At 36.1% G+C, this 20,120-nt stretch carries 22 protein-coding genes; 11 read left to right on the top strand and 11 right to left on the bottom strand.

Going from position 1 to position 20,120, the window contains the following annotated elements; all coding sequences use genetic code 11:
* Positions 1-27 precede the first annotated feature (27 nt).
* From trpD to JKA74_RS20955, 4 genes are all read right to left on the bottom strand, one after another.
* Positions 28-1,020: an anthranilate phosphoribosyltransferase gene (gene trpD / locus JKA74_RS10210; RefSeq protein ID WP_201431072.1), complete on the bottom strand. Its 993-nt coding sequence runs from the start codon at positions 1,018-1,020 to the stop codon at positions 28-30.
* A gap of 48 nt (positions 1,021-1,068) precedes the next feature.
* The gene (locus JKA74_RS10205; protein ID WP_236587668.1) at positions 1,069-1,644 is read right to left on the bottom strand and encodes an anthranilate synthase component II; all 576 of its coding nucleotides are present in this window, start codon (positions 1,642-1,644) and stop codon (positions 1,069-1,071) included.
* A complete protein-coding gene (locus tag JKA74_RS10200; protein ID WP_201431071.1) occupies positions 1,641-3,059 on the bottom strand; it encodes an anthranilate synthase component I family protein in 1,419 nt (472 codons plus the stop codon). The genes JKA74_RS10205 and JKA74_RS10200 overlap by 4 nt, the downstream gene beginning before the upstream one ends.
* A 323-nt stretch (positions 3,060-3,382) precedes the next feature.
* The gene (locus JKA74_RS20955) at positions 3,383-3,556 is read right to left on the bottom strand and encodes a 30S ribosomal protein THX (protein WP_201431070.1); all 174 of its coding nucleotides are present in this window, start codon (positions 3,554-3,556) and stop codon (positions 3,383-3,385) included.
* Between the two features lie 139 nt (positions 3,557-3,695).
* Between JKA74_RS20955 and JKA74_RS10190 the strand changes: the two genes are divergently transcribed.
* The 7 genes from JKA74_RS10190 (at position 3,696) to JKA74_RS10160 (ending at position 10,411) form a co-directional block, all read left to right on the top strand.
* The gene (locus JKA74_RS10190; protein WP_236587666.1) at positions 3,696-4,667 is read left to right on the top strand and encodes a calcium/sodium antiporter; all 972 of its coding nucleotides are present in this window, start codon (positions 3,696-3,698) and stop codon (positions 4,665-4,667) included.
* Positions 4,668-4,729: 62 nt separating this feature from the next.
* Complete coding sequence (locus tag JKA74_RS10185; RefSeq protein WP_201431069.1) at positions 4,730-5,446, top strand: peptidase-C39 like family protein; 717 nt, start codon at positions 4,730-4,732, stop codon at positions 5,444-5,446.
* A complete protein-coding gene (locus JKA74_RS10180; RefSeq protein ID WP_201431068.1) occupies positions 5,434-6,900 on the top strand; it encodes a RimK family protein in 1,467 nt (488 codons plus the stop codon). Before JKA74_RS10185 ends, JKA74_RS10180 begins: the two co-directional genes overlap by 13 nt.
* Positions 6,901-6,914: 14 nt before the next feature.
* The gene (locus JKA74_RS10175; RefSeq protein ID WP_201431067.1) at positions 6,915-8,147 is read left to right on the top strand and encodes a glutamate-cysteine ligase family protein; all 1,233 of its coding nucleotides are present in this window, start codon (positions 6,915-6,917) and stop codon (positions 8,145-8,147) included.
* Complete coding sequence (locus JKA74_RS10170; RefSeq protein ID WP_201431066.1) at positions 8,147-8,839, top strand: N-formylglutamate amidohydrolase; 693 nt, start codon at positions 8,147-8,149, stop codon at positions 8,837-8,839. Before JKA74_RS10175 ends, JKA74_RS10170 begins: the two co-directional genes overlap by 1 nt.
* Positions 8,840-8,879: 40 nt before the next feature.
* The gene (locus JKA74_RS10165) at positions 8,880-9,770 is read left to right on the top strand and encodes an alpha/beta fold hydrolase (protein ID WP_201431065.1); all 891 of its coding nucleotides are present in this window, start codon (positions 8,880-8,882) and stop codon (positions 9,768-9,770) included.
* Positions 9,771-10,003: 233 nt separating this feature from the next.
* Positions 10,004-10,411: a lipocalin-like domain-containing protein gene (locus JKA74_RS10160; RefSeq protein WP_201431064.1), complete on the top strand. Its 408-nt coding sequence runs from the start codon at positions 10,004-10,006 to the stop codon at positions 10,409-10,411.
* A gap of 70 nt (positions 10,412-10,481) precedes the next feature.
* Here the strand turns inward: JKA74_RS10160 and JKA74_RS10155 are convergent, their stop codons facing one another.
* The 3 genes from JKA74_RS10155 to lipB form a co-directional block, all read right to left on the bottom strand.
* Entirely contained in the window at positions 10,482-11,321 is an 840-nt protein-coding gene (locus JKA74_RS10155) for a substrate-binding periplasmic protein (RefSeq protein WP_201431063.1), read from the bottom strand.
* A gap of 87 nt (positions 11,322-11,408) precedes the next feature.
* Positions 11,409-11,810: a hypothetical protein gene (locus JKA74_RS10150; RefSeq protein WP_201431062.1), complete on the bottom strand. Its 402-nt coding sequence runs from the start codon at positions 11,808-11,810 to the stop codon at positions 11,409-11,411.
* A 2-nt stretch (positions 11,811-11,812) separates the two neighbouring features.
* On the bottom strand, positions 11,813-12,529 hold the full coding sequence (gene lipB / locus JKA74_RS10145; RefSeq protein ID WP_201431061.1) for a lipoyl(octanoyl) transferase LipB: 717 nt from the start codon (positions 12,527-12,529) through the stop codon (positions 11,813-11,815).
* 142 nt (positions 12,530-12,671) lie between these two features.
* Between lipB and JKA74_RS10140 the strand changes: the two genes are divergently transcribed.
* On the top strand, positions 12,672-13,019 hold the full coding sequence (locus JKA74_RS10140; protein WP_201431060.1) for a YraN family protein: 348 nt from the start codon (positions 12,672-12,674) through the stop codon (positions 13,017-13,019).
* Positions 13,020-13,030: 11 nt separating this feature from the next.
* On the opposite strand, the gene JKA74_RS10135 is transcribed toward JKA74_RS10140, so the two are convergent.
* The gene (locus tag JKA74_RS10135; protein WP_236587664.1) at positions 13,031-14,050 is read right to left on the bottom strand and encodes a glycosyltransferase family 9 protein; all 1,020 of its coding nucleotides are present in this window, start codon (positions 14,048-14,050) and stop codon (positions 13,031-13,033) included.
* 16 nt (positions 14,051-14,066) lie between these two features.
* Positions 14,067-15,779: a DNA polymerase/3'-5' exonuclease PolX gene (locus JKA74_RS10130; RefSeq protein ID WP_201431058.1), complete on the bottom strand. Its 1,713-nt coding sequence runs from the start codon at positions 15,777-15,779 to the stop codon at positions 14,067-14,069.
* Positions 15,780-16,068: 289 nt separating this feature from the next.
* On the opposite strand from JKA74_RS10130, the gene JKA74_RS10125 reads away from it, so the two are divergent.
* From JKA74_RS10125 to JKA74_RS10115, 3 genes are read left to right on the top strand one after another with little or no spacing between them, the layout of a single operon-like run.
* A complete protein-coding gene (locus tag JKA74_RS10125; RefSeq protein WP_201431057.1) occupies positions 16,069-17,583 on the top strand; it encodes a hypothetical protein in 1,515 nt (504 codons plus the stop codon).
* 32 nt (positions 17,584-17,615) lie between these two features.
* Positions 17,616-18,158 carry a bifunctional pyr operon transcriptional regulator/uracil phosphoribosyltransferase PyrR gene (gene pyrR / locus JKA74_RS10120; protein ID WP_201431056.1) on the top strand — a complete coding sequence of 181 codons (543 nt, stop codon included), beginning with the start codon at positions 17,616-17,618 and terminating at the stop codon, positions 18,156-18,158.
* A gap of 2 nt (positions 18,159-18,160) precedes the next feature.
* Positions 18,161-19,090: an aspartate carbamoyltransferase catalytic subunit gene (locus tag JKA74_RS10115; protein WP_201431055.1), complete on the top strand. Its 930-nt coding sequence runs from the start codon at positions 18,161-18,163 to the stop codon at positions 19,088-19,090.
* On the opposite strand, the gene JKA74_RS10110 is transcribed toward JKA74_RS10115, so the two are convergent.
* Both JKA74_RS10110 and JKA74_RS10105 read right to left on the bottom strand, forming a co-directional pair.
* Complete coding sequence (locus JKA74_RS10110; RefSeq protein ID WP_201431054.1) at positions 19,087-19,392, bottom strand: hypothetical protein; 306 nt, start codon at positions 19,390-19,392, stop codon at positions 19,087-19,089. The genes JKA74_RS10115 and JKA74_RS10110 overlap by 4 nt on opposite strands.
* A 310-nt stretch (positions 19,393-19,702) precedes the next feature.
* Positions 19,703-20,005, bottom strand: coding sequence for a hypothetical protein (locus JKA74_RS10105; RefSeq protein ID WP_201431053.1), 303 nt, complete (start codon positions 20,003-20,005; stop codon positions 19,703-19,705).
* Positions 20,006-20,120: the final 115 nt, after the last annotated feature.

Here is a 20,120-nt window from a genome sequence, read left to right as displayed (position 1 = left end):
GCGCTAAATGAATAGCACATTTTAATTTCAATTCAGATTCAATAATTCTTTAAAAACTTTATAGGCTGAGCCTGATTTAATGGCCTCTTCGGCAGCTTGTACTCCACCTGTTAAATTTTCATGCATTCCTGCAGCTTGCAAAGCCAGCGCGGTATTTGCAAATACCACCTGATTTTGTGCTTTTGTCCCTTCTCCTTTTAAAATATCCGTAAATATTTTAGCCGCTTCCTCAATGCTTTCGCCTCCATAAATCTCGCTGACTTCAATGCGTTCCAATTTAAAATCTTTCGGGTTGATTACTGCCTCGCCTTTATTGGAAAATACTTTTGTCTGGCCTGTTAAGGAACATTCATCATAGCCTGCCAAATCGTAGACTATACCAAACTGCACATCGGTATCCTGAAAAAGGTAGGCGTAAATTCTGGCCAATTCATGATCAAATACACCTGCCAATTGTTTTTTAGGTCTTGCCGGATTTACCAGGGGTCCCAACATATTGAAAAATGTTTTTACACCCAATTCCTTTCGGATGGGGCCAACATGTCGCATGGCAGGGTGAAATTTTGGTGCATGCAAAAAGCAAATCCCACTTTTATCCAGCTGCTTTTCCAGTTCAGATTGCTCATTAGTAAATTCGTAACCGAAGTGCTCCAGTAAATTAGAACTTCCACATTTTGATGAAACTCCATAATTACCATGCTTCACCACATTTTGCCCACAGGCTGCTACCACAAAAGCTGATAAGGTGGAGATATTAAAGGTGTTTTTACCGTCTCCCCCGGTACCGCAAAGATCCATTCCATCATAAGATGAAAGATCAATCGGTACACAAAGCTCCATTAAAGCATCCCGAAACCCGGAAAGTTCCTCCACTGTAACGGGGCGCATCATAAACATTGTCATAAATGCTGCCAAATGGGAATTATTGAATTCTCCCTGGCCAATCCGCATCAGAATTTCCTTTGCTTCAGCCTGGCTGAGGGTATTATATTGTGATAATCTGTTAAGTATGTCTTTCATTTCTATTTGTATGTATAGAGTGATATATATTCAGTAGCTCATATAGAGTTATTGATTAATCCAGTTTTTCATCATTTTCGCACCTTCGGGAGTCATAACTGATTCAGGATGAAACTGCACCCCGCACACATCATATTTTTTATGTGCTACAGCCATTATTTGGCCTGTTTTATCTTTCGCTGTAATTTCCAGCTCTGTGCCCAATGTTAGTTCATCAATCATCCAGGAATGGTACCTGCCAACTTTAATATCAGCAGGCATGTCTTTGAAAAGATAATGATTTTGTAAATGGATATCTGTTTGGATGCCATGCATTACATTTTTCATATTGATCAGTTGGCTTCCGAACACTTCTCCTATGGCCTGATGACCAAGGCAAACCCCAAAAATTGGCTTCTCCTGAGAATATTCTCTAATTAAATCATTCATCAATCCTGCATTTTTGGGAATTCCCGGCCCGGGTGAAAGCAAGATTTTATCAAATTGAGTAACATCTTCCAAGTTTAATTTGTCGTTTCTCACTACTGTTACTTTAGCAGATGGAATCTCCTGCCTGATTACTTCCACTAAATTATAGGTAAAAGAATCATAGTTGTCCAGCAAAAGAATATTGATATGGCTCATAATTGTTTTGCTTTTTGCGTGTCAAACATGTTTTCAGCTTTTTCCATGGCCATTCTTAGGGCGTGTAATTTATTGTGTACTTCCTGTAGTTCGCTCTCAGGATCGGACAACGCCACAATGCCGGCTCCTGCCTGGTATTTCAGTTCATTGTTTTTACTCACGAAGGACCTGATGATGATAGCATGGTTCATATTACCATTTAAACCAATCAGGCCAACTGCTCCTCCGTATAATCCTCTGCCTGTCGGCTCATAATGATTAATTAATTCCAGGGCTTTATACTTAGGCGCCCCGCTTAAAGTACCTGCAGGAAAAGTGTCTCCCAATAAATTAATGGATGACTTAGGAGCCACATCAGCACTTACTTTGCTTACCAGGTGGATCACATGGGAATAAAACTGTACCTCTTTATACACCTCTACTTTCACATTTTTACCATTTTTTGAAAGGTCATTTCTGCCCAAGTCCACCAGCATGGTATGTTCTGCATTTTCCTTTTCATCATTCAGTAATTTTTCAGCTAAGGCTGCATCAGCCGTGTCATCTCCCGTTCTTTTATAAGTGCCTGCAATGGGATTAACAAAAGCTTTATTTCCCTTCACACTTACCTGAGCTTCAGGTGAAGATCCGAAAAGTTTGTAATCTCCATAATCAAAATAGAACAAATAAGGAGAAGGATTTAAAGACCTTAATGCACGATAAACGGTGAATTCATCTCCTTTAAATTTCTGAGAAAACTGACGGGAAAGCACCATTTGAAAAACATCCCCCAGTTCACAATGTTTAATTCCTTTTCTTATGATCTCTAAAAATTCTGAATCGGTCTGATTAGAACTTTCCTCCCCTGCTTTGGAAAATTTAAACTGAGGGATTGATCGGTTCAATATTACCTTTACCAAATCATCGAGCTTCAGGTCATATTCTTTATCCAATTGGTGTTCAAAAACATGCAATTCATCTTTGAAATGATCAAAAACAATTACGAAACGATAGAAGTGATATCGGAGGAAGGGAATATCGTCCCTTGTTTTTTCAAAAGAAATATCTTCAAAAAACTGAACACCATCGAAACCAGTAGCACCAAAGAAAACGCTTTCTTCAAAATCTTCATTTTTGAGGATGGGAGCGCACTCAAACTGAAAAATAAAGTCATTTAACCTTTGAGAAACCTGTAGAGGATCATTGATTACTTCTTCGCTCTCCTTCCCTTCAATATTGGTTTTCACATGATGCTTGTCAGCCTGAATGTCAATTATTGACTGTACACCAATATAAGAGAAGCTGTTTCTTCTGGTATGGTAATCAGAACTTTCCAAAAGAATGGTATTTGAAAACTGATCTCTCAATCTCAGGTATAAGCCAACAGGAGTAAAAGAATCCGCAGGCAGGGTAATATGTTGTTTTCGTATTTTCATTGGTTCTGTTAAAATTTAATCATAAAAAAAGGCTTGCCGGATGTCCGACAAGCCCTTAAAATTTCACATAGTGGCTTTCTTCATCCTTATTTCTAAGTTTCCAAATGCCACCACCATGCTTTGTTTATGCTTATTTTCATTTTTACTATTTTTCTTTAAAACAAAAAAACCCGCAGTGTGCGGGTTTCATGAATATCATTTATACCGGTACTGCCCTCTCAGTTATAAGAAGTCCACCACCAGATTTTATTTGTCATTTCTATTGCCATTGTTGCAAATGTATGTGCAGAATTTGATATCACAAAGTTTTTGTTAATTTTTATTTATTTCTTTTTAGTTGATTTTGTTGCTGCTGCTTTTGGCTCAGCTTTAGGTTTTTTTTCTGCTTTTTTAGTTGGCTCGATGGCCGTTGGCTCATTGGATTTCTTCGGTCTTAACACACCATAAGAACCCATTGAAATTTTGCCTTTTTTCGTTTTTCTATCTCCTTTTCCCATAAATAGTAAGTTAACGTTAAAAATTCGGTATTCAGTGTTAAAATAATACTTTTTATAGAATTTCGTAAATTATTTCTCTATATTTTATTTATCATATTAAATCTTGTATTAGATTTGATTAAAATTTAAATAACTTTTTTTGGATATACTTATCAACAGTGGTCTAGTTATTATAGGCTTCGTTTTATTGCTTAAGGGTGCTGATTATATGGTGTCAGGGGCCTCTTCATTAGCCAAAAAATTCAATGTATCAGAACTGGCCATCGGATTAACCATAGTAGCCATGGGCACCTCCGCCCCCGAGTTGGTCGTTAATTTAGTCTCGGGCTCTCAGGATCTCGATGATGTAGTTTATGGCAACATCATCGGAAGTAACATTTTTAATTTATTCCTTGTTTTAGGTCTCTGCGGAGTTATAAAACCTTTGGTGGTACAGTCTGATACGGTGTGGAAAGAAATCCCCTTCTCAATGGGATTGGTCTTTGTATTCTTCATTCTGACCAATGATGTGCTTTTCTTTGGAAGTGAAAGTAATAAGCTGGGAACCATTGACAGCATTATCTTATTACTCCTATTTGTAGGCTTTCTCTATTATGTTTTCTATAATGTCAAGCATAATAAGCATGAAATCAATATGCCTGATAATCTGAGACCCCACAGTAACCTGGCTACTTTTCTCATGATTTTCGGAGGTATTGCCGGCTTAATTATAGGGGGCAAATTGGTTGTTGACAATGCTGTGGAAATAGCAAGAAGTTTTCAATTGAGCGAAAAGTTAATTGGCTTAACCATCTTAGCAGCAGGAACCTCCTTGCCCGAATTAGCAGCATCCGCAGTTGCAGCTTATAAAGGCAGGGCCGATATAGCAGTAGGTAATATTATTGGCTCCAATATATTTAATATCACATTTATCCTGGGGCTTAACAGCCTAATTACTCCATTAGATTATAATGTCGATTTTAATGCTGATTTATATTTCTTAATGGGTGGTGCTGTTCTACTTTTTCTCTTTATGTTTACTATGACAAAAAGGAAACTGGATCGCTGGGAGGCTATTCTCTACTTGCTAGGTTTTATAGGTTATATGATATATATTTTCATTCGAAAATAAAAATGGAACCACTACAACCATGCGAAGTGTTCTTCGTTGAAAATCACATTTCCAAATAAGAGTTGAAAAACAAGTTACTATCGCTGGATATATCCAGACAACCAACAGACACGACATGCGGCCCCACAAGCTTACATGCGGTCTATAATTTTTTTGATGTTCATTTACCCCTACAGGAAGTAATAAGCTCCATTGAATATTTAGATGATGGTGGTACTTTAGCAGTTATGCTGGGTATTGATGCGCTAAAAAAAGGCTTTAATGCTGAAATAATCACTTTCAATTTAAGGGTTTTTGATCCCAGTTGGTTTAAAGAAGCGGATATCAACTTAGTTGATAAACTAAAACAACAATTAAAATACAAAACATCTCCGAAGTTTCGGCAGGCCTCCAAGGCTTATATTCAATTTTTAAGTTTAGGAGGAGTGATCCATTACAAAACTTTAAATAAGGAGTTGCTGGAACACTATCTGTTAAAGAACGTTCCTATCTTGACTGGATTAAGTGCCACTTACCTCTACAATGAGAAAAGGGAAATAGGAGATCCGGTATATTTTGATGACATTAAAGGAATCCCTTCGGGCCACTTTGTAGTGCTGAATGGAATTGATTTGAAAAATGGCACTGTAAAAATATTGGATCCTTTACATGCCAATCCATTCGAAAAACAAAATTACTCTGTTAACATAGACCATTTGATCTGTGCCATTTTACTGGGAGTAATTACATATGATGCCAATTTATTAATCATTGATAAAAAACCAACATGCGAATTATAATTACAGTTACTAATCTCAAGGATTGGGATTTTAATATACAAGGAGTAGAAGTAATTACAGGCAAACAGTACCTGACTGACTCCCAATATTCTAAAATAAAGAATGCCAGAGTATTTAATCTTTCACGCAACTATAAATACCAAAGCACCGGTTATTATGTATCTCTTTTAGCCGCAGCAAGAAAACATAAGGCTGTTCCCAGCATTTCCACCATTCAGGATATGAAATCGGCTGCAGTAATCAAAATACTGTCTACTGAGCTGGAGGCACTGATTCAAAAATCTCTAAAAGATATAAAATCAGATAAATTCACATTAAGTGTTTATTTTGGAAAGAACCTCTCAAAGAAATATGATGCTTTAAGTGGCCAGCTTTTTAACCTGTTTCAATCCCCTTTTATCAGAGCACACTTCAGTTATGCTAATGATAAATGGTTTCTTCAGAATATTTTCCCTATTACAGCTGGAGATGTGCCGGGAGAGCACAAAGAATTTGTAGAAATGGCAACCAAGAAATATTTTGAAGCCAAAAGATTCAGTGTACCCGTGAGGAACACATCCGGCTATGATATGGCTATTTTATGGGATCCACTGGAAAAAACAGCCCCCAGCTCAGAAAAGACACTACAGAAGTTTATTAAAGCTGCTGCACAGAAAGGTATTCAGGCTGAACTCATTACCAAAGATGACTACAGCGAGCTTTCATCTTATGATGCCCTTTTTATCAGGGAAACTACAGCCGTAAACCACCACACTTTCCGATTTGCACAACGAGCTAAAGCTGAAGGACTTGTGGTAGTGGATGATCCGGAAAGTATTATTAAATGCAGCAATAAAGTTTATTTAGCTGAACTATTGAAAATGCACCAGATGGATGCTCCTGAAACCATCATTATTCATAAAGATAATGTAAACCTTGCACCGGACATTCTGGGGTTTCCAATTATATTGAAACAACCGGACAGTGCTTTCAGCCAGGGGGTAAGCAAGGCTCAAAATTTGGCCGAATATGAGCTGAAAGTAGCGTCTCTCCTTGAAAAATCTGACTTAATTATAGGTCAGCAATTTCTACAGACAGATTTTGACTGGCGAGTAGGGGTATTTAATGGGGAGGCCATTTACGCGTGTAAATATTTTATGAGCAAACAACACTGGCAAATTGTGAACTGGAATAAAGAAGGTGGTGGAAGTTACGGGAAAGTAGAAACTTTACCCGTAGAAATGGCTCCTCAGGCACTTATTAAAATGGCTGAAAAATTATCAAAACTGATAGGCGACAGCTTATACGGAGTGGATATCAAGCAAAAAGGTCAGAAATTCTATGTGATTGAAATCAATGACAATCCTAATATTGATACCGGTATTGAAGATGCCATATTAAAAGATAAACTCTATCTGAAAATGATGGACGTTTTCTTAGAGAGAATACAAAAGTCAAAGCAAATAATATCTTAAATATAAAAATGCCAATGGAAGCATCTACATCCAAAACCTACCACTTATTTGAGTGCATTGGGATAGAACTTGAATATATGATTGTGAATACAAGCAATCTAACACCACAACCAATTACTGATGAAGTAATCATTAGAAAAAATGGACAAATAACAGACGAATTGTCGAACGGCCCCATTAGCTGGTCCAATGAATTGGTTTTACATGTCATAGAATTAAAAACCAGCTTTCCGGCAGAAAGTGTAGAAAACCTATCTCATCTGATGCATCAAAATGTACTTGAGATAAATAATATTTTGGCTCCGTTAGAAGCGAAATTATTGCCCACAGCCATGCACCCTTTATTAAACCCAATGACTGATGTGAAACTATGGCCACATCACAGAAATGAAATCTACGAAAAGTATAATGAGATTTTTAATTGCAAAGGCCATGGGTGGGGGAATTTGCAAAGTATGCACATCAATCTCCCTTTTGGGAATGATGAAGAGTTCTATGTTTTGCATGAGGCTATCAGACATTTAATGCCATTAATTCCTGCATTAAGCGCTTCCTCGCCATTATTTGAAGGTGGAAAAGGAGAATTTTTGGACAACAGATTAGCTTTTTATGAAGAAAATCAGAAACGAATTCCTTCTATTGCAGGCAAGGTAATTCCTGAATCGGTAAAGACTAAAAAAGAGTATGAGCAGAAAATATTACAAAAGCTCTATACAGATATAGAACCTTTTGATAAAGAAGGGATTCTGCAGGAAGAGTGGTTAAATTCGAGAGGAGCAATTACTCGTTTCGACCGTAATGCTATTGAAATCAGAATAATAGATTTGCAGGAATGTCCAAAGGCAGATTTGGCCATAGCAGAATTAGTTGTAGAAGCCATCAAGGTGCTGGTAAAGAAAGTTAAAAATTTCACTCCTATTTCAGAAAACAACCTCTATAACATTTATAGAGCCTCTTTAGAGAAAGGGTCAGAAAGTATTATAGATGATTTGGAGTATTTGAAATTATTTGATCCTGCTATCAATACTGCAATGAGTATAAAAGACCTGTGGAAAAAAATAATTACCCAACTCTATTTATCAGAAGATAGTCAGGGAATTATCCATTACATCCTGGAAAATGGGAATTTGTCGCAAAGAATATTGAAGAACCTTTCCGGCTCAACAATTAATAATGAAAGTATCATAAAAGAATATCAGAAATTGGCGGAATGTCTAAATAACAACATGATTTATCATGTAAAATAATGATAAAATACCTTGTTAGTTGTGAGCATGGAGGCAATCAGATTCCTACCACTTACAAAGCTGATTTTATGGCCCATGAAGAAATCCTGCAGTCCCATAGGGGTTGGGACAAAGGAGCATTGCTTTGCGCTCTGCTCATTTCCAAAAGATTGAATTACCCTATTTACTACAATGAGGTAAGCAGGCTTTTAGTAGAGTGTAACCGTACATTGTCGCATCCCGATTTATTCTCCTTTATCAGCAAAGAGTATTCAGATGCTATAAAAGAAACAATTATCAACCAATACTACCTTCCTTACAGGAATAAATTAGAGACTTTTATTAAGGGAAATATTGAGCAAGGCCACCAGGTAGTCCATCTTTCGATTCATAGTTTTACTCCCATTTTGAATGGAGAAACACGTAAGACAGAAATAGGCATATTGTTCGATCCTGCAAGAAGTGTAGAAACTATGTTTGCACTGAAATGGCAAAAACGCATTCTGAAGAAAAATGATACCTGGAGGGTAAAACTCAATTATCCTTACTTAGGCACGGATGATGGACTTACTACCTACTTTAGGGAACTTTTTCCTGAAAATTATGCCGGGCTGGAATTGGAGATTAATCAAAAATTATTCGATTGCTACCCCACTCATCAAGTAAGTAATATGGTGATTCCGAATTTTAAGTTTGAAGTAATATTTGACTAAATTTATTATGCATGCATAATACTTTTTAATATCTTTAGGTATGATTATTACCGAAAGTCATTTTATAGATAAGGGCCAGTATCAATTACATGCCAGGAGATTTTACACCCCTACTGCCAAAGAATCCATTTTCTTGCTTCATGGCAGTATAGAAGATGGGCGCATTTTCTATTCCAAATCAGGAAAAGGATTAGCTCCATTTCTGGCAGAAAGAGGATACGATGTTTTCGTTGGTGATTTAAGAGGGAAAGGGAAAAGCACACCCAAAATAAGTCCCGGCTCTAAATTTGGCCAGAAAGAAGCCATTATGGAGGATATGCCTGATTTTATCAGTTATATTCAATCAATAAAAGGAAATAAACCGGAATATATGATGGCTCATAGTTGGGGAGGGGTCATTATCCTTTCCTATTTAGCCAGATTTAAGCACGAAGGTTTAAAAGGTAAAGTTTTCTTTGGCTCCAAAAGAGATGTGAAAGTAAATAATATTCATAAGTGGTTCAATATCGACTTGCTCTGGAACAAAGTGGGTACTTATTTGGTCAAAAAACATGGTTATTTGCCTGCTACCAAATTCAAGATTGGTAGTGATAATGAAGCCAAAGATTTTTATTTACAGGTGAACCGTTGGGTCTATTCCGATGAATGGAAAGATCATGAAGATGGTTTTGATTATGCCAAAGCATTGCAGAAACAAAACCTTGCCCCTTTACTTTCACTTACAGGATCTAAAGATACACATTCAGGTCACCCAAAAGATGTTGAACGTTTACTGAAGGAAATAGGTGATCAGCCGAATCACCACTTTAAAGTGGTGGGCAGGAAGCATGGCTACAAAAATGACTATGATCATATTAATTTACTCATACATCCTGATGCTCCAAAAGATCATTTTATAGAAGTGGCAGACTGGATCAGCCAACGTTGCTGAAAAAGGCGGAAATAGGTTTATACTGGTAATCCGAGAAAGGACACTTTTATTTAACAGAAAAAACCACCCTTAAAAACGCATTATACGTTAGATAAAGTATTAACACAATGTAAGCCCATGAAATGAGCATCCCGAGTTGAAGATGAATATTTACATTCTCCCAAAGGGATTCCTTTAGGCATAGCCTCTCACAACTAAATTGGAGCGGGCATTAAAAAATAAACAATATACATATGAAAAATTTATACTCTCTACTATTCATCTTTTTGATTATTAGCTTTATTACTGCCTGTACATTGGAAAGACAACTACCCGGCACCTGGCAAATTGCTTCCTATTCTGAGGAGGGGGTAACCGGGCGCTCAACCAGTGCAACTAATGTAGGAACTATTGAATTCGATTCAGATGGAACCGGAACAAACGATTTGGAATTTAAGATTTTCGGATCCAAACAAACTGACCAGCGTGAATTCACTTATGACATTGGTGACAATTATATTACTATTAAACCTCAGCAGGAAAATGATTCATCATCAGTTAAGTCCTGGATAGTGATGGAGAATAAAAGAAATTCACAAAAGTGGAAATCAACAGACGATGAAGGCAATGTTCAAACAATAGAATTGAAGAAAGAAGATTGAGGTATGAATCCGGTATAACTAAAATGAACTTGTCATATTAGAACAAATATTATTTTAGTTATACTTCTACCTATTTGATTAAATTAACAAAAGAAGTCCCCAGGTTATCTGCCACAATTTTCTTATACACTATGCTGGATTTGAATTCAGGAGTTAAAAATTCATTCCAAACTGTTACCCAATCCGAATTCTTAGGGAAAATAAAGCCTAATTGATCCTCCAATTCATTGAGAGGCACAATATGTCTTTTCACATTCAGGTTCTTTTTCACAGCATCATAATATTCAGTGAAATCAATCAACGTCACATAATTGGCTTTGCTTCCTAGCCTTTTATTCACTTCGTTTCCGGAAGTAACCAATTCAACTTTCAACTCAGGATAATATTGCTTCTTTATTTTCTCAAGATATTTTTCATGTGTAGAGCCTTTAATGACTACTATTGTATAATCTGCAAAAGCTTTAGGCATCTCTTCAAGGTTTTTAATGCCTCTCGCCTCATTATTGGACAACAAAACAGATGGATTGTTCATATAGGATGGTGAAAAACTTAAATATTTTTTCCTCTCTTCTGTAATGCTTGTGTTGCATACTCCCATAACATTTTCAGCTGTTTTTATGCTGTTAATGAAATTAGAAAAAACCTGCTCTTTTTTCAGAAATTTAAAGTCAAGTGTGACACCATGTGCTTGCTTTACATGTTTTTTAAATTCCTCCATGATATCAATGCAAACTCCTTTCATTTGACCGTTCTCTTCAAAAACCAGTCCCGGAGTAGAATAATATATCGCAGAGAGAGAGCCTGAACCCTTACTTTTTACTTGCTTCCAACTTTCACCTGTAAAAGTTTGTGCTAGTATGGGAGAGTACCCTATAAAAAGTAATATGGTAGAAATGGTAAGTAAACGCATAATTAAAGAGTTCTAAATTTCATTTAAATATCCTTACAATATAAAAAGTAAATCTTAAAAACATCCTGTTTACTCTACAAAAGTTTTTCAGGCATGCCTCACTCCCATCAAATCAAGTTCCGGTATATACTGCAGGTTTTCTTCAGTAATAGAATCAGGTACAAATACGAACTTCTTATCAAATACCTGATTCAGAATAAAATAACTTACCCAATATTCATTATTGAGTTTAAAAACCGCAGGGTCAATAGGTTCTACTTTGGCATAACTTTGCTCTTCTAATTTTTCAATTAAATGCCGCAGGGTAGATGTTTTCTTTTTTTCGCCATTCAACTTGCCATATCCTTTAGAAGTAACCATTACAGTTTCCAGTTCAATCAAATTTCTATTGATCAAATACACATCCCATTGTGCCTCTGGTTCATCTGCCGATTTGGCAACTACCAAATCCACACCTGTAACCGGTGAAAAATCAATATCCTTTTTCATAATTATTCATATAATTCCATTTCAAACAACAAAGCAATGTTTTTTTTCAATTTGGACGAAACCTCTTCTATATTCTGTCGAGCCTTTAATTCATGTTCCATAGAAGTCACTGCTTTATCATCAATCCCACAAGGGATGATATTATTAAAGTAAGACAAGTCAGTGTTTACATTAAATGCAAAACCATGCATAGTTACCCATCGGCTTGATTTAACTCCTAAAGCACAAATTTTCCGAGGATTTTCTGCGCCTTCTTCAAAATCAACCCATACGCCTGTCAAACCGGGGATTCTTCCTGCACTAATTCCATAATCTTTTAAAGTCAGTATAACAGCTTCTTCCAATAAACGTAGGTACTTGTGAATATCTGTAAAAAAATTATCCAGGTCAATTATGGGATATCCTACAATTTGCCCGGGGCCATGATAGGTAATGTCTCCTCCCCTATTGATTTTGTAATAAGTGGCATTCTTCTCTTTTAACCCTTGCTGATCTAACAATAAATTTTCTTCTGATCCGCTTTTCCCTAATGTGTATACATGAGGATGTTCCAGAAATATCAAATAATTAGGTGTAATATCCTGCTTACCTGATTTCCTATTTGAAATTTTAATCTCAATCGTCTTTTTAAACAACTCTTCCTGATAATCCCAGGCTTGCTGGTAATCCAACTCCCCAAGGGAAAGAAATTTTGTTCTTTTATTGATACTGCTATTCACTCAGCTACATTTAACTTTAAATAAATGAGAAATATTCCCTAAAACTGTGATAAAAACTTTCATTTCAACAATTTCATGATTAAAGTAAATTCCTTACTTTAACATTTCGGTACAAATATAATACTTGATAACTTCATAGCACTTGAATACGAAAAAAATAGGTGACTTGGGAGAAGATATAGCTGCTACCATACTGGAAAAAGCAGGCTATGAAATATTGGAGCGAAACTATCGCTACAAAAGGTCCGAAATTGACTTGATCTGCCTTAAAGATAACCTCCTGGTTTTTGTGGAAGTAAAAGCATTAAAATCGCATCATTTTGGCCATCCGGAAGAGCGGGTAAACGATCATAAAGTGCAAAAAGTAATGGAAGCAGCTGAAGATTACATTTTTGCCATCAACTGGAAAAGTGATATCCGCTTCGATATCCTCAGTATTGATTTAAGAAACCATGCCAATTACCTCCACATTAAGGATGCTTTTTACTAAATGATACTCAATCAAGGCAAATAAAAATCAAAAACAATTTTGTTCATACAATTGAAATGGCCCTTGGGACATTTCTGATAACCAATTTTTGAGCAGGGTCTGCAATTCACTTTATTATTTTCCAGAACAGTAAATTTTGTTTTATAAGGATACATCCCAAACATGGGAATAGTATTTCCCCAAATACTGAAAATGTTTTTCTTAAATGCTGCTGCAATGTGCATTAAGCCTGTATCATGGGAGAAAACATAAGTGGCATTTTTCACAAGAGAAGCCGATTGATTGAGGTTGAATTTTCCACAAGCATTGAAAATATGTGCTTTTTTACCCAATTCCAACAATTTCTCCTCGTAAGGAGCTGATTTTTCTGTGCGCTCAAAAAAGTTTACAATCTCCTCAGCAGTTGCCACATCATCAGGCCCACCTACCAGTATAATAGGTTTATTGATCTTATCGCACAATTCAATCATGCGCTTAACAGGTAGTTTTTTTGTGTTATGTTGGGCACCTATCACATAAGCCACATATTCCTTTTGATGTGTTTCCGGGAGCCAACTCTTTTCCACTTCATCCTTTTCAGGAATAAAATAATCCAATCCGAAGCTGTCTGTTTTTACTCCCAAAGGGGAAGCCGCCTTCATGTATCTTTCAACAATATGCGTATTGGGCAATTTATTGATTTTGAAATTCACCATTAACCATTTCTCCCAATTGAGTTTATTGAAAGCTTTGGATGGAACACCTAATCTTTTTTTAATGATTTTAGTACGGAGGTTATTATGCAAATCAATTACAAAATCAAAAGATTCAGCTTTTAATTCACGAACCAGACCAGACAAGGAATCACCCAAAGTATGTACTTTATCTACATAAGGATTATTCTCCAGCATATCCGAAAATTGCTTCTTGGTACAATAATGCACCTCCACATCCTGCATTTGTAATTTTACTGCACGAATAACCGGTGTAGTTAAAACAATGTCCCCAATAGAGGAAAAGCGAATGATAAGGACTTTCTTAACGTTTTTCAAATGAGTATTTTTACTATTAAGCCTTTGAGAGGGCCACTTGTTTTCTTTTTTCGAAATACTTTTCAAGTTCTGCTTTACCCAAAGCATTAAAAGTATCCTTTGCTGTAAGTCCTGCTTTTCTCCCTACGCATACGCCATAGTACATATCATGATAACCTGCTTTTTCATGTGCATCCGGATTAATCGAAATCTTCACACCTTTTTCAATGGCATAATGTACATAACGCCAATCCAGATCTAATCGGTAAGGATGTGCATTAATTTCAATGACTACACCAAATTCCGCACAGGCATCAATAATAGCTTCATGGTTAACCGGGTAAGCTTGTCTTTGCAACAAAAGCCTTCCGGTCGGATGTCCCAAAATAGTTGTAAAGGGATTTGAAATAGCTTTAATGAGTCGGTTAGTAGCTGTTTTCTCATCCATATTGAGCTGGGAATGAATGGAAGCGACTATAAAATCAAAGCTTGCCAGCACGTCTTCTGAATAATCCAATGAACCATCTCCCAGAATATCCGATTCAATTCCTTTGAACACCTTGAACTCACCTAATTCAGCATTTAGTTTGTCAATTTCAATTTGCTGTTCCTTAACACGAAACTCCTGCAATCCATTGGCATAAGCAGCTGTTTTACTATGGTCACTTATACCCAGGTACTCATAACCTAATTCTTTACAATATTTAGCCATAGCTTCCAATGTATGAATGCCATCACTGTAAGTACTATGGTTGTGTAGAATACCTTTTAATTGTCCTGTTTCAATCAAATCTGGCATTTTACCCTCTTTGGCCCACTCAAATTCCCACAGACCTTCCCTTAACTCAGGAGCTATAAAGGGTAATTTTACTGCTTCATAGATTGCCTCTTCAGAATCAAAATTCTGCTGTTTCAAAAGCTGCATCAAATTTCCTGCTCCATCCAGCGGATGAGCCAGATGCTGTGGGCTTGCCGTTGTACGGAACAATTCGTTGAAAAACTGCTCAGGTTTACAAATGTGGATAGATATTTCTCCCATAGTCGTTAAATGAGAAGCACGAAGATTTCGTGGACCAGACATTTTTTCATAAAAGTCCAACATTTCCGAGTTTCTTAAATAATCCCTCAATTGGGAAGCATCATTGGTAGCTACTAATATTTCTATGGGTTTGATAACCTCCATTTTACGCCTGAGCTCAGCTGTTAGAGATACATTCTCTACCCCCACCAGTGATTTCAAATCTTCCACCAACATATTCCCTAGCTTTTCAGCTTCTCTGAAGTGCAAGAAATGTCTACTATTGATTTTAAAAAGAGCCGCCATTTTAAGTTTCTCCTGGGTTTTATCCCCAAAACCTTTTAAGGCTGCTATTTTGTTGGAGTCACAAGCCAGAATTATATCCTCAAGGGTTTCTATTTTTAATTCTTCCCAAATCAATTTGATCTTTTTAGGGCCAAAACCACTCAACTTCATCATTTCCTGCACACCTTTAGGAGTATTGGCCAAAAGTTCCTGATAATACGCCAGATTTTGTGTTTCATTGATCTCATTGATTATTTTGGCAATGCTTTTACCAACTCCGTCAATCCTTTCCAGCTCCTCAATTGATAACTCAGCCAAATTCACATCAAGTTTCTCCAAATTAAAAACAGCAGAATTATAGCTCCGTAGTTTAAAATCGTTTTCACCGTATAACTCCATGAATTTAGCGGTGTCTTTTATTAGCCTAATGATGTACTTGTTCTCCAAAACGTTTATTTTTTTTGTAAAATTAAAAGATATATCGTTAATGATAAGTATGTATAACCTAAAATAAAGACTCAAAATGTTCTATGGCTATTTTTTCAAATACATATAGCAAGTAGTATGTAACAATAGGCCAGCCATAAAGGTTGTTGAATATATAATCAGAAAAATATTAAGGCGCAAAAAACATGCTCTACAAAAGATTGACTCAATAATAAATTAAAAAGTATAACTTTCTTTAATTTTTGCAAGCTTTCATTATTATCTTTAGTAGACAAAGCCGGAATTATATATGCAATACTCAATCACTTTATTTTTTATATTTTTCAGCCTATCTGTCTTTTCACAGATTACACAACCTTTAAGATATGAAATTGAAATAGATGATTTTTACGATCCCTATTTTATTGTATCAGCAGAAGAGAAAGGGATTTTTATCTTTAAAGAAATGCCTAAAGAGAGCACCTTTAAGGAAAATGTGTGGGAAATCATAAGACTGGACACCCTACTTCAGGAGGTAGACAGACAGGAAATTATAATTGATAAGAAATTCAACTTCAAGGGATACGACTACCAGAAAGGGAGATTTGTGATGCTTTTCCAGGAAGGGAGGGATTATGCAGAAGATTTACTTTTTATCTCATTTATGGCAGATGAATTCCATATTCAGACTTATATATATGACAATTTAGTCCCTATTAACCTCACTGAATTTGAAATGAAAAATGATGCGGTGGTCTTTGGAGGCAATGTCAATACAAGAGCAGCTTTAATGATGTACAATTTCACTGCAGAAAGAGGCGTAGTTTTACCTGGATTCTACAACGATAGAAGCAGTTTGTTGCAGATAGTTACAAAATCTGATGATGAATGGGTGAGAATTATTACCAGTGAACGCAGATATGACAAATCTTATGGCATCACAGTGCGGGCGTATTCTACACAAGGAGAATTGATGTTTACGCAGAACATTGATGGGGAAGAAAACATAAGCCTAACTGATGGCCGAATAGTTGACAGCAGTAAAGGCGGGGACTTATTGGCGGGAACATATTCCACCAAACGAAGACGTGAAACGTCAAGAGGACTGTATATTGCCGATTTAAGCGATCCTGATGAAAAAGAAATCAATTTTTATAATTATGCTGATCTGGATAATTTCTTCAATTACATGAGAGAAAAAAGGAAGGACAGAATAAAAAAACGGATTGCCAGGAAAAAAATAAAAGGCAAAAAATTACGGTTCAGTTATCGCTTATATGTCCAGGACATAGTTAAACAAAAAGACCAGAATATCTTAATCGGGGAAGGTTACTACCCTACTTACACTAACAGTAGCAGTGGTTTTATGCCATATAGTACAGATGCCTTTATGACCAGAAATTCGGCCCAGGTTTTTGACGGCTATAAATACACTCATGCCGTTTTAATGGGATTTAATGATGAGGGTAAGTTATTATGGGACAATAGCTTTGAAATTAATGATTTGAAGAGCTTTCAACTGGAAAAGCATATCCACCTGGCTTTTACAGAAGATCAAATTATCATGCTTTATCTGTTCAAACAACAATTGAAAGTGAAAGTAATAAAAGGACAGGAAATTGTAGAGGGTAAATTCTCCGAGGATTTAAAGCTTCTTTACGATGACGATGAAGTAAAAGCCAATAATGACGAATTGGAGGGGCTTGAAAATTGGTATGACAATACTTTTTTTGCCTATGGAGTCAATAGGGTCAAGAATTTACGAGATAACAATATTGAACTCAACAGAAAAGTATTTTTTATCAATAAAATAGTGGTTAAATAATTTAGTAGTTTTATATCTTTGCCCCCAGCATTATGGAAAAACGTCTGATTTTAGATACAGAACTTTTACAAATCACTATCAACCGCCTCGTAGAAGAGTTAATTGAAAACCATACTGATTTTAGTGACACCGTGCTCATAGGCCTACAGCCAAGAGGTATTTACCTTGCCAACAGAATTCAGAAAAGACTTGAAGAACGATTGGGTAAAAGCATATCCATTGGATACCTGGACACTACTTTTTATCGTGACGATTTCCGTAGAAGAGAAACACCCATCCAGGCAAATGCCACCAAAGTACCCTTTTTGATTGAGGACAAGAAAGTAATTTTAATTGATGATGTGCTATTTACAGGAAGAACTGTAAGAGCGGCTTTGGATGCCATGATTGCTTTCGGAAGGCCCCGCTTAGTAGAACTCCTTACCTTTATAGACAGGAAATATACGAGAGATCTTCCTATTCAACCGGATTATGTAGGAAAAAGAGTCAATACATTGAAAACACAGCGGGTATTGGTAGAATGGATGGACCAAGGTGCTGAAAGTGACAAAATTTGGTTAGTGACAAACGAATAAATATGGCAAATTTAAGTGTAGATCATTTATTGGGCATCAAAGAGTTAAGCAAAGATGACATCCAATTAATATTTGAAACTACAGATCATTTTAAAGAAGTGATCAACCGCCCCATTAAGAAAGTACCCTCATTAAGGGATATTACCATTGCCAACATCTTTTTCGAAAATTCTACACGCACTAAACTTTCTTTTGAACTAGCTGAAAAAAGGCTTTCTGCTGATGTAGTGAATTTTTCCTCCTCCAATAGCTCTGTAAAGAAAGGAGAAACCCTGCTGGATACTGTCAACAATATTTTATCTATGAAAGTTGATATGGTGGTGATGCGTCATGCAAGTCCGGGAGCAGCACATTTTCTTTCCCGCCACATAAAAGCCAACATCATTAATGCCGGAGATGGAACACATGAACACCCAACACAAGCTTTGTTGGACACTTATTCCATACGGGAAAAGCTAGGTGATTTGACTAATAAAAAGGTGGCTATTATTGGCGATATACTTCATTCAAGAGTGGCACTTTCCAATATTTATGCGCTACAAAAATTAGGTGCGGAAGTAATGGTTTGTGGGCCTAACACTTTACTGCCAAAATACATTAAAGAACTGGGAGTGAAAGTTAGCCTGGACGTAAAAGAAACGCTGGAATGGTGTGATGTAGCCAATATTTTACGAATTCAACTGGAAAGACAACAATTAAAGTATTTTCCTTCATTGAGAGAATATTCATTATACTATGGCATTAATAAGAAGTTGCTCAATAGTATCAATAAAGAAATTATAGTGATGCACCCGGGGCCTATCAACAGAGGGGTGGAGATTAGTACTGACGTAGCCGATTCCAAACAATCTATTATACTCAATCAGGTAGAAAATGGTGTAGCCATCAGAATGGCAGTATTGTTTCTATTAGCACAAAAAAAGCAAAACTAAGAGTCTGCCTTCATTAAAAATTCTGCTAGTTCAGGCGAACCCGAAATACCATACCCATCAACAATAGATCCTTTTGTACCATCATTGGTTTGTATCAGGTACAAAATTGACATGTCATCTGGATTAGAAGGTCCTTCGAAGCGGAATTCATTTACTATTTCAATCTTGTCTGCAGTGTATTGATTACTATCCGATTTTAATACACCTTCGCTTTCATCAAACTGAAAATCAACTGTATACCCATCCGATTTAATCTCTTCCAATCTCTGGGAAATAGTTTTCATTGCGTTTCTATCTTTCATGTGTCTATGTTTGTTTTAAGTTATCACATGGAATTCGCGATAAATATTCACCTGGCGGTTGGTATAAATTCGCCCTCGAGTATTTATGCTCATTTCATAACTTTAGTGGGTCTATGAGCTATTATTTAACGATAGAAAAGACTGCAGGTTATCATAAAAAAGGGATGGACTCTGAGAGTACCATCCCTAATTTAATAGATAACCCATTTTAATACAACAAATAAAGAAACAGAATAATTAATATATAAAAGCCAAATACTTACCCTCATAACCATTTAGAGAGAATTATGGCAACAATTATTTAAAATTTTCAATCGTCCAAAGCTTCATAAAAATTAATAAAAGGAAATTCCCCGGTAGAATTCATCTTATCAATTACATAGCCCAATTCCCCATCATTGGTCATTAGAGTAATCACCGCGGAACCTTTTTCTTCATATAGGAATTCTGCCTCTATGGAAACTTGTTCAGCTACGTAGTCCTTTACAATTTTTTGATCATCAACTTCTTTTTCAAGTATCAGGTGTCCATCTTTAAATAAAAAATTATGAATGTAACCATAGTTCGAGAGCTCGTTAATTTTCGATTCTATAATAGCGTTATACCTTTTCATAATTTTTTATTTTAGTAACATTATAAATATAAGTATAGCTACTATAGCTATTCTTTATAAAAGAACATGAATATTACACGCGTCACTTTTCAATGATGATTATAAATAATTAACT

The organism is Marivirga aurantiaca (assembly GCF_016679925.1).
GTDB classification, from domain to species: domain Bacteria; phylum Bacteroidota; class Bacteroidia; order Cytophagales; family Cyclobacteriaceae; genus Marivirga; species Marivirga aurantiaca.
The sequence above is the reverse complement of the archived record's forward strand: the minus strand, read 5'-3'. Positions and strand labels throughout refer to the sequence as shown.

What these genes read in the sequence shown, in the direction of transcription:
- trpD (WP_201431072.1), bottom strand. Translation starts at nt 1,020, where the DNA reads ATGAAAGACATACTTAACAGATTATCACAATATAATACCCTCAGCCAG.
- JKA74_RS10205 (WP_236587668.1), bottom strand. Translation starts at nt 1,644, where the DNA reads ATGAGCCATATCAATATTCTTTTGCTGGACAACTATGATTCTTTTACC.
- JKA74_RS10200 (WP_201431071.1), bottom strand. Translation starts at nt 3,059, where the DNA reads ATGAAAATACGAAAACAACATATTACCCTGCCTGCGGATTCTTTTACT.
- JKA74_RS20955 (WP_201431070.1), bottom strand. Translation starts at nt 3,556, where the DNA reads ATGGGAAAAGGAGATAGAAAAACGAAAAAAGGCAAAATTTCAATGGGT.
- JKA74_RS10180 (WP_201431068.1), top strand. Translation starts at nt 5,434, where the DNA reads ATGCGAATTATAATTACAGTTACTAATCTCAAGGATTGGGATTTTAAT.
- JKA74_RS10175 (WP_201431067.1), top strand. Translation starts at nt 6,915, where the DNA reads ATGGAAGCATCTACATCCAAAACCTACCACTTATTTGAGTGCATTGGG.
- JKA74_RS10170 (WP_201431066.1), top strand. Translation starts at nt 8,147, where the DNA reads ATGATAAAATACCTTGTTAGTTGTGAGCATGGAGGCAATCAGATTCCT.
- JKA74_RS10165 (WP_201431065.1), top strand. Translation starts at nt 8,880, where the DNA reads ATGATTATTACCGAAAGTCATTTTATAGATAAGGGCCAGTATCAATTA.
- JKA74_RS10160 (WP_201431064.1), top strand. Translation starts at nt 10,004, where the DNA reads ATGAAAAATTTATACTCTCTACTATTCATCTTTTTGATTATTAGCTTT.
- JKA74_RS10155 (WP_201431063.1), bottom strand. Translation starts at nt 11,321, where the DNA reads ATGCGTTTACTTACCATTTCTACCATATTACTTTTTATAGGGTACTCT.
- JKA74_RS10150 (WP_201431062.1), bottom strand. Translation starts at nt 11,810, where the DNA reads ATGAAAAAGGATATTGATTTTTCACCGGTTACAGGTGTGGATTTGGTA.
- JKA74_RS10125 (WP_201431057.1), top strand. Translation starts at nt 16,069, where the DNA reads ATGCAATACTCAATCACTTTATTTTTTATATTTTTCAGCCTATCTGTC.
- pyrR (WP_201431056.1), top strand. Translation starts at nt 17,616, where the DNA reads ATGGAAAAACGTCTGATTTTAGATACAGAACTTTTACAAATCACTATC.
- JKA74_RS10115 (WP_201431055.1), top strand. Translation starts at nt 18,161, where the DNA reads ATGGCAAATTTAAGTGTAGATCATTTATTGGGCATCAAAGAGTTAAGC.
- JKA74_RS10110 (WP_201431054.1), bottom strand. Translation starts at nt 19,392, where the DNA reads ATGAAAGATAGAAACGCAATGAAAACTATTTCCCAGAGATTGGAAGAG.
- JKA74_RS10105 (WP_201431053.1), bottom strand. Translation starts at nt 20,005, where the DNA reads ATGAAAAGGTATAACGCTATTATAGAATCGAAAATTAACGAGCTCTCG.